This window comes from Rhodospirillaceae bacterium, assembly GCA_028819475.1.
In the GTDB taxonomy this organism is placed as follows: Bacteria; Pseudomonadota; Alphaproteobacteria; order Bin65; family Bin65; genus Bin65.
This window is the reverse complement of sequence record JAPPLJ010000056.1, coordinates 1-8,951: the sequence shown is the minus strand read 5'-3', so window position 1 is coordinate 8,951 and position 8,951 is coordinate 1. Positions and strand designations below refer to the sequence as shown.

General features: G+C 68.6%; 9 protein-coding genes. 2 read left to right on the top strand and 7 right to left on the bottom strand.

Annotation, left to right across the window (positions count from 1 at the left end; all coding sequences use genetic code 11):
• Together OXM58_17500 and OXM58_17495 are read left to right on the top strand one after the other, a co-directional pair.
• Window positions 1-461: hypothetical protein (locus tag OXM58_17500; protein MDE0150156.1), on the top strand; the 461-nt coding region annotated here is incomplete at its 5' end.
• Window positions 462-478: 17 nt separating this feature from the next.
• Window positions 479-4,111, top strand: a complete 3,633-nt coding sequence (locus OXM58_17495) for a tetratricopeptide repeat protein (protein MDE0150155.1) — start codon at window positions 479-481, stop codon at window positions 4,109-4,111.
• A 34-nt stretch (window positions 4,112-4,145) separates the two neighbouring features.
• Here the strand turns inward: OXM58_17495 and OXM58_17490 are convergent, their stop codons facing one another.
• The 7 genes from OXM58_17490 to OXM58_17460 form a co-directional block, all read right to left on the bottom strand.
• Window positions 4,146-4,460, bottom strand: coding sequence for a DUF1778 domain-containing protein (locus tag OXM58_17490; GenBank protein MDE0150154.1), 315 nt, complete (start codon window positions 4,458-4,460; stop codon window positions 4,146-4,148).
• 119 nt (window positions 4,461-4,579) lie between these two features.
• Complete coding sequence (locus OXM58_17485; protein MDE0150153.1) at window positions 4,580-5,392, bottom strand: excalibur calcium-binding domain-containing protein; 813 nt, start codon at window positions 5,390-5,392, stop codon at window positions 4,580-4,582.
• Between the two features lie 127 nt (window positions 5,393-5,519).
• A complete protein-coding gene (locus OXM58_17480; protein ID MDE0150152.1) occupies window positions 5,520-6,134 on the bottom strand; it encodes a DUF6088 family protein in 615 nt (204 codons plus the stop codon).
• 79 nt (window positions 6,135-6,213) lie between these two features.
• A complete protein-coding gene (locus tag OXM58_17475; protein MDE0150151.1) occupies window positions 6,214-6,414 on the bottom strand; it encodes a hypothetical protein in 201 nt (66 codons plus the stop codon).
• A 186-nt stretch (window positions 6,415-6,600) separates the two neighbouring features.
• Window positions 6,601-6,951 carry a hypothetical protein gene (locus tag OXM58_17470; GenBank protein MDE0150150.1) on the bottom strand — a complete coding sequence of 117 codons (351 nt, stop codon included), beginning with the start codon at window positions 6,949-6,951 and terminating at the stop codon, window positions 6,601-6,603.
• Window positions 6,952-7,105: 154 nt separating this feature from the next.
• Entirely contained in the window at window positions 7,106-7,375 is a 270-nt protein-coding gene (locus OXM58_17465; protein MDE0150149.1) for a hypothetical protein, read from the bottom strand.
• Between the two features lie 91 nt (window positions 7,376-7,466).
• On the bottom strand, window positions 7,467-8,951 hold a 1,485-nt coding region (locus tag OXM58_17460), incomplete at its 5' end, for a strawberry notch C-terminal domain-containing protein (GenBank protein MDE0150148.1).

Sequence of the window (8,951 nt, the reverse complement as noted above, 5' to 3'; positions counted from 1 at the left end):
GCTGCATCCCGCACCATGTCCAGATGTTCTTCGACAGGATGCACGATCATCTGCGCCGCGCCGGGCGGCGAGTGGCCTCGCTGGACGATGTCGAGTGGGTCTATGTGCGCGAGATGCAGGGCGTCCGGGGGCAGGTCGACCTGCAGCACTACGAGGGCCGTCTTGAGACGGTGCTCGGGAGAGCGGGCTACACGGTCGCGCTGGAGATCCTGACGGCAACGGCGGTCAACGCCGGCATCGCCGCCGAGACGGTCGACGGGTACCGCAACCATTTTTCGTCGCGGGACGCGCAGGACGGAGATGGCGCTCCCTCGGTCGACCATGTTCTGCATGTGCTGCAGCACGACGGCTACCTCGAACCCGGGGACGGCGGATACCGGTTCGTTTCCGGGCTCCTGGAGGACTGGTGGCGCGGGCGCTACGGGCAGAGGTTCGTGCCCGTGTTCGACCGGCAGCGCTGAGAACGGGAGTGGGGCCGATGGCTGTGACCGCCAGAAAATACAATCCGGGCTTTCTCTCGTTCGACGAACTGGTCGCGATCTTCTGCGTCCGGACGGCCGAGTACGACTCCCTGATCGAGGCGCTGCGCGAATGCTCGGGCAGCGCGAACACCCATCAGCTCGTGATCGGGCCGCGCGGCAGCGGAAAGACGAGCCTGCTGCTGCGAGTGGCTGCGGAGGTCATACGCGATGCCGATCTCTCGGCGCGCTTCTTTCCCATCGTATTCGCGGAGGAAAGCTACGAGGTCTCGACCGCCGGCGAGTTCTGGCTCGAATGCCTCTCCCGCCTGGCGGATCAAGCGCCGGCCGGGAAAGGCGGCGTCGATCTGCACCTCACCTTCGGGGAGCTACGCGCCATCCAGGACGACCGGACTCTGGAGGCCCGGTGCCTCGGGGTGCTGCAGGACTTTGCCGACCGGGAGGAGAAGCGGCTCGTGCTGATCGTCGAGAACCTGAACATGATGTTCAGGGACATGGGCGACGACGATGCGGGCTGGCGGCTGCGGAAGGCGTTGCAGACCGAACCGCGGGTCGTTCTGCTGGCAAGCGCAACCAGCCGGTTCGAGCAGATGAGCGATCCGAAGCAAGCCCTCTACGAGCTCTTCCGGGTGATCCGGTTGCATCCGCTGGACACGGAAGGCTGCGCGACCCTGTGGCAGACCGTGTCGGGGCAGGCGCGGGCGCCGCAGACGATCCAGGCCTTGCGGATTCTGACTGGCGGCAGCCCGCGGTTGCTCACCATCGTCGCCCGGTTCGGCGCGAATCTGTCGTTCCGCGAGTTGATGGCCGATCTCCTCGACCTGGTCGACGACCATACCGAGTATTTCAAGAGCCACCTCGATGCGCTCCCGGCGCAGGAGCGCAAGGTGTATCTCGCCCTCGCCGATCTCTGGAAACCGGCGAGCGCGCGCGAGATCGCCGACCGGGCCAGGCTCGGGACCAGCAAGTGCAGCGCCCAGCTTGCCCGTCTGGTCGACAAGGGCGCGGTCGAGGTGAGCGGCGGCAGCGCGCGGCGCAAGCTCTACTACCTGACCGAGCGGCTCTACAACATCTACTACCTGATGCGCCGGGCGCGCGGGCCGGCGCCGCTGATCGATGCGCTGATCCGCTTCATGGAGGCCTACTACTCCACCGACGAACTGAGGGCGTTCGGCGCCCGCATGGCGCGGGAAGCGCTGGGGTTCGACGGCGGTGCGTTGGCGCTCTACCGGATGGCCTTCGAGCGTCTAGTCGAATTGCCATCCCTTGAAGCGCATCGCGCGGAGCTGATTTCGCTTGCGCCGCCTGCCCTTGCGTATGCGCCCGGCGAGTTTTCCGGGGCATCCCAGGCGCCGTCGCCCGCGAGGGAGCTCCTGGGGAAAGCGCTGGCGCTGGCGGAAGGCGGTCGGTTGCAGGAGGCCATTGCGGCCTGGGACGAGGTCGACCGGCGGTTCGGGGCAAGCGACAAGCCGGCGGATCTCGATCAGGTGTCGCTGGCGCTCGTCAACAAGGGAAAGGCGCTGGGCGTTCTGGGAAAGGCGGATGAGGCATCGGCAGTGTGGGACGACGTGGTGCGGCGTTTCGGGGCGGACAACGGGATTGGTCACCCTCTGGCGGTGGCGACGGCGCTTGCGAGCAAGGGCGGCATGCTGGGCAACCTGGGCCGCCACACGGAAGCGCTGGCGGCCTGGAACGAGGTCGCGCGACGCTTCGGCAAGAGCCCGGCGCCGGGCCTTCAGACGCTTGTGGCCAGCGCGCTGGTCGGGAGGGCCGTCGCGCTGGACAGGTTGGACCGGCCTCGGGAAACCCTGCAGGCCTGCGATCAAGTTCTGGAACGCTTCGGCAAGAGCGGTTCGCCGGCGCATCGCGCTGAATTGGCGGTAGCCATGGTTGCACGGGGTCACGCGCTCAGCACGCTGAACCGCGCCGACGAGGCGATCGACGCCTGGAGCGCGGTGGTGGAGCGTTTCGGCAGGAGCGACTCTCCCAGAATCGTCGAACAGGTGGCCTCGGCGCTTGCGAACATCGGCACATGGCTCTTCAAGTCGGGCCGGTTGGAGGAGGCGCTGACCGCGTTCGACGGGGTCTTGCGAAGCTACGCCGGGAGCGATGCGCCTATCCTTCGCGAGGTAGTGGCGCGTAGTTTCGTCAACAGAGGCAACGTGCTGGCCGCATTGAAGCGGGAAGCGGAAGCGCTGTCGTCATGGCAAGAAGCAATCAGGCGCTTCGAAGCGGGCGGTTTGCAGGACGTGGCAGAACCGCATTGCAACGCGCTGATGAACAGGGCTGCGGCGCTGCACAACGCAGGAAGTCCGGAGGAAGCGCTGGAACTGTTGGCGGATGTGGCGGAGCGCTTCGGGGCCGACGACCGGCCCGAACTCCTCGCCGCGGTCGCGCAGGCCCAGACGAACAGGGGCGTCTTGCTGGAACAGTCGGGCCGATACGAAGAGGCGCTCGCGGTCTGGCAGCAGATCGAAGATCGCGTCGGCGCCAGCGATGAGCCGGAGCGGGTTGCGTTGGTCGCCGGCGCCTTCCAGCACCGGTGCGCCGATCTGTACGAGCTGAGCCGGATGGAAGAGGCGCTCGCAACCTGCGACCGGGCGATCGATCGCTTCGGGGACAGTAACGTGCCGGCAGTTGTCGATTCGGTTGCAGGGATTCTCCTCAACAAGGGCCTCGTGCTCGTTACTGCGCACAGGAACGAGGAGGCGCTGGCCGTCTGGGACGAGATCGAACGGCGTTTCGGAGACAGCGACGATCCGGGAATTTCGAAGCACGTTGCCTCGGCCCTCGTTAGCAAGGGCACGACGCTCGCCCAAATGAATCGGGCCGAGGACGCGGTCGAGGTATGGAATGACGTCATGCGCCGGTTCGGGGAGAATGGCTCTCCCCTGTATCGCGAGGAGATCGCGACGGCCCTCAACAACAGGGTGCTGGTGCTGGACCTGTTGGATCGGCCGGAAGAGGCGCTTGAGGCTTGTGACGAGGCGCTCCGGCGGTTCGGAAGCAGCGACGAGCCCTACGATGTCGAGGCAGTCGCACAAACTCTCGTCAACAAGGGTGGCCTCCTGGTCGATCTGGACCGTACCGAGGAGGGCTTCGCGGCGTGGGACGAAGTCGTTCGGCGCTTCGAGGATAGCGATGAGCCGGCGCTACGCGTCGCGGCGGAAATGGCGCTGTGCAGGCGGGCAGAGCATGAATTGTCCGAAGGCCGGGCAAGGACCGCCGTCGGATTGCTCGACCGTGCGCTGCTGCCGGCACGGGCGGGAATGCCGGCCAGCAGACTGCAGGGCCATCTTGTCCGGGCTCAGGCACACCTGGCGGAAGGCGACGGCGAAGCAAGCACCAGGGATGTCGTGACGGCACTGTCGATCCTTCCCGAACTGAACATGCTGCCGAGGGAGGTGCTGGTGGCCCTGGCCGATCTATCGGCGGGTGTCGGCCTGGAGAGGATGTGCGATCTGATCGGGTCGTCGCCGGCCGGCGATCTCCTGCTTCCGCTGAAGACAGCGCTGGAACTGGAACTCGGATTGGAGCCGAGAGTGGCCAGGGAAGTCGAAGAGGTCGCCGAAGACATACGCCGGGAATTGCTTGCCGGGCGCAAGGATGAGAAGCAACCGCGGGCGACCTGAAGGATTCGGGCAGGGCGGCGGATCGTTGTCGGGCTCAGACGCGGGGAGAACTGCAGGACGTTGCGACGGTCTCCGAGCGGCGCCGGAGCGGCTGGCGGTCCCGCTGCGGACGGCGCGCGTAACGTTGCTTGACGGCGGGATCGAGGTCGACCGGCGCGTCCAGCGCGGCGGTATAGGCATTCCAGGCCTCGTCGTCGAGCAGGACGGCCGGGCGCTCGTTCAGGGTCTCGATCGCCACGGCCTCGCTGGAGCGCAGCACGAACTCGGTCCGGGTCACGCCCCGGATCGCCGCTGCGCGGTCGGTGAGGGCGAGGCGCTCGTCCGAGATGCGGAAGTTGACCTGGACCATCGGGGTCTGTCCCCAGCGGGTTGCCGAGGCGGGGTCGTCGGCGAAAACGTTCAGGTCAGGTCCGGACGACCGGCAAGCGGAGCAGCGCCCGCACGCCGCCGGGACGGCGGCGCAGCGGCCTACTCGCAGACAACGCCGTCGCCGTCCCGGTCGTGCATGAAGCGGTAGGCCGGATGGACGCGCGGCACCGGCGCGATGCCGTGCCGGCGGGCCTCCGCGCAGGTGATCCGGCCATTGCGGTTGTCGTCGTAAAGCCGCAGCGCATCGACGGTTTCGCCGGCCGTCGGTCGTCGCGCTTCCGGACTGGCGGGCGCCGGCGCCGGCGCACGCGCTGCGAACACCATGCCGGTAGACCTGCAGGACGACAGCACGCGCTCCAGCGCGGCGGCCTCCCGGCGGTCGACCGTCAGGCGGTACTTGCGCTTGACGGCGACGACGCGCGCGGCGAACCAGCAGCGGTTCTTCCGCGGAAGCCACTCGCCGGAGTCGAGGCCGCACTTGCCGGCCGGTCCGCAGCGGTTCACCGCGGGTGCGGCGAGGGTCAGGTTGAGCGGGTCGGATGCGAAGCGCCGGCGGTCCGCCGGTCCGGCGGCGCAGAGGCCGCTGTCATGGGCCTCGGAGACGGCGACGATGTGCTCGATGTCGGTCTGCCGCACGGTCGCGAAATACCGCCCGGTATACGGCCCGTAGATCCGCCCGCCCATCGACGCCACGATGCCGGCCTCTAGCGACTGCGCATAGGGATAGTCCCGGCGCTCGTAGGGCGTGCAGCGCCGTTCCGGCGCGACGGCGAGGCCGCGCCAGCTGTCGCCGGCGGTCTGGGCCGCAGCGATAGCGAATTCGAAAAGGATTGCGCCGGCGGCGATGCCGGCCAGGAAGGCGGCGGCGCCGGGTCGGCGCTCTCGGCGGCTTCGGTTCGAAGGTCGGCGCATCGTCACGGGACAGGGTGCTCGATTCCGCTTCCGGCGGGACGGCTGCGCAGCAGGGTGCTGGCAGAAAGGGCGGCATGCAGGCGCGGTTCCGGCTTCCGGCAGGGATTGCCCGATCGGTGACCGGGATTCAAGGCCGGCGGTCGATCTCGGCTTCCCGGGCGGCGCCGGCGAACGCCTTCGCCATCCAGGCCGGCATGTCGGCGGAGCGCAGCTTCTCGAACCCGGCCGGTCCCAGGGCGGCTTCGATCCTGGCGACCGTTTCCGGCGTCACGTTGTCCTTGCCGAGATACCATAGCGCGGAAATGGCGGCGCCGGCCGGCTCGCCCGCGAATTGCAGCCGGCGGCGGTTCGAGGTGTGGACCAGCCTGACGGCGGTGCCGGCGACCCGGATCGTGCGGGTCGAGCCGCTGGTATGGTACACGGGCGCGGTCGGCACCTGGATGGTGAGCCTGAACCGCCTCGCGGCTTCGGCGCCGTGGATCTGGATCGTCTCGCCATTGCCGCGCGCAATGGTCTCGACCACCTCGCGGATGTCGGGCATGACGGCGCCGACGAACCGGCTTGTCTTCGGACGGACGAAGACGCCCTGGGCAAGGCGCCGGATTTCGCCGTCCGCGGCGAGGCGGGAAAGGGCGCGGTCGATGGCGCCGCGGGTGCCGTGCTCCAGGAAGCCGGCGCCGGTGAAGGGCCTGCCCCGGGGCAGTTTCCGTATGGCGGCTCGAACGGCCTTCGCGGTGGACATGGCGCAATCCTGTCTTGTCCAAAAATATAGCGATAGTTTGGACAATTTCAAGGTGCGGAAACGGTCCCCGGGACGCGGGTCAGTGCTCGGTGGGGTCTCCCGGCTTGGAGGTCTCGGCGCGCATGGAGGCCCCAACCATGGCTTGCCAGGCCTCCCGGTCGTGTCCAAGACGCCTGTCGAGCTTGTCGCAAGTGCTGAGGGCATCGTCCATCGTCAGCGCGACCTGCGCAGTGGGTACATGGCCTGCCATGCCCTCGATGACGATGCGGATCTGCTGCACGTCGGCCTCGACGTCGCAGGCCGACCGAGTCCGGGAGCCGGCCGCCGCGGTCGTGGAAGACGTCCATGTCGTCCGACAGCCTGGGCCAGCCGCGGTTCAGGGCCGCCCCGCCGGCGACATAGCTGTGCGCCGACCGGTAGGGGCGGAGGACCCCGGCGGCCGACCGCTGGATCGCCGTGAGGGGCATTACCGTGCCAGCCTGCTGAGCTTCTGTCCCAGCCTGTAGGCTTCCGCGTTGCCGCGGTGCATGAGCGCGGCGGCGATCACGGCAGCGTCGGGCAGGTCCGCAGTCTCGGGGTCGACGTCGATGTTGTCGAGGCAGCGTACACGGAATCTCCTGTAGGCCGTCGCGATCAGCTTTCGCGCCTCCCTGACCGCTTCCGGTTGCGAGCCTTCCCGCAGCTGGGCGGCGTAGGCTTTCAGCGTGTCGACCCGGTCGGCGGGAACGTACACCTCGACGCGCTTCAGGCCGGCCTGGCGCCGCCGTTCGCGGGACCGGTAGACGCGTTCGTTTGCGGATTCGCTCGCAGCTGGCATCGGATGTCTCCCGTTTGGCGTAACCGGAAATATAACAAGTAGTAATGCCGGTTACAATATCTTGATTATTGACCGGTCATGTATGGACAATTGTTGCCGGTTGCAATACCGGTGTTGCGTCTGCGGCGCGGCGCTCCCGATCGGCGGTGCGGCCTCAGTGCCAGGCGCGGCCGTCGGGGCCGTCGTCTTCGGCATGCATGGATCGGGCCGCCATGGCGGTCCAGGCCTCCCGGTCCAGCCCGAGGCGGCGGTTCAGGCGATCGCAGATGTCTTCCGCCGACTCGACCGTCAATGCGACCAGCGCCGTGGGGACGTAACCGGCCATGCCCTCGATCACGATGCGGATCTGCTGGACCTCGTCTTCGACGTCGTAGGCCGGGACGAAGCAATAGTTGGGGTCGTCGGGCAGAGTCTGGGCGGTCATGGCGGTCTCCCTGGGCTGGGGCGGCATCGGCGGCAGCCCGGCCGGCCATACATATACCGGCCGGGCGCCGGGCGGGCGATTGTCCGTGGGTTCAGGCGGCGAGCGGCCAGCGCTCGAGGAGGCGCTCCATCGCGCCGGCATTGGGCGCGAATATCCGGGCGCGGAAGGATACGATCTCGACGGTGCAGCCCATGCGCCGCAGCGCAGGCAGGTCGGTGTCCGCCGGCCCCTCGATCTCGACCCGGTTGGCGCCCATCAGCCGCCGGCGCGCGAGCCGCCAGCCGTTGGCGAGGTCGAGCGCGTTGCCGCGCTCCATGACGGCCGCGAAGGCTTCCGGGGCGGTCATGGCGGGGCCGCCGTCGAGGCCGAAATTCGCTCGGACCGCGCGCACCTGCTCGGCGACGAGCACCCTGCCGATGAGACTGTGACCATCATCCGAGGTCAGGCGTCGAACCCGCATGTTCTCGGCCGGCAGTCGGTCCCAGACCGGCAGCAGCAGGCCGGTGGCGAGCCAGAAGCGCGACTCCACGAAAGCCGGGAGGCCCGCGATCTCGGCGTCCCAGAGCGCGCGCCATGCGGTCTCGTCGGCGGGCCGCCAGCGGGAAGCGTCGAACTCCGCCGCCGCCATGGTGTCGGCGCCTGCGGGCCGCAACAGGCGGACGCGCTCCTGGAGGCCGCCGTCCTCCAGCGTGCGCAAAGCTGCAGGCAGGACCACGGCGGCGCGCTTCGACCGGGCGTTGACGACGAGCCTGGGCTTGCCGTCCGTCTCGCGATAGAGCGTAGCGAGATGGAGGGCGTGATCGGCGTCGGTCGGGTTCGGCGGATCGCGCCGGACAATTTCGACCAGCTCGGTCGCAACGCCGGCGCCGGGATGTTCGTAGAGCGTCTCGCGCCCGGCGATGACCAGCGAGTCGGCGACCACGGTCTCGACCCCGACCTCGTAGCTGCCGGCCTCGATCGCCTGCTCGATGTTGGCGGCGATACGCGACTCCAGCTCGGAGAAGAGCTGGTTCTGCTCGGCGATGGGCAGGGCCAGGAGCCGGTTGAGGAACTTCGGCATCGGCGGCAGGTCGTCCTTGAGCCCGCCCTCGTGGACGATCTTCAGGCCGGTCGACTCCTGGAAGCGCTCGATGGTCCAGCCCTCGATGCTGCCGCGCCAGAGCGCGCTGTAGAACTGGCGCAGGGCTGCCTTCGCATAGAGGCTCTCCAGGTTGTCGCTCTCGCGGAACAGCGCCGCGTCGTTGCCGCCCATGGCGGTCTGGGAATCCCGCTGGCCGCGCGTGATGGCGCCCAGGCTGTCGAGCCGCCTTGCAATGGTGGCAATGAAGCGCCGCTCGCCCTTCACGTCCGTGGTCACCGGCCGGAACAGCGGAGCGGACGCCTGGTGCGTCCGGTTGGTCCGGCCCAGCCCCTGGATCGCCTGGTCGGCGCGCCAGCCGGGTTCCAGCAGGTAGTGGACGCGCCGCTCGGTGTTCGCGCAGGAGAGGTCGGCGTGGTAGCTCCTGCCCGTGCCGCCGGCCATCGAGAACACCAGGATGCGCTTCTCGCCGTCCATGAAGGCGGCGGTCTCGGCGAG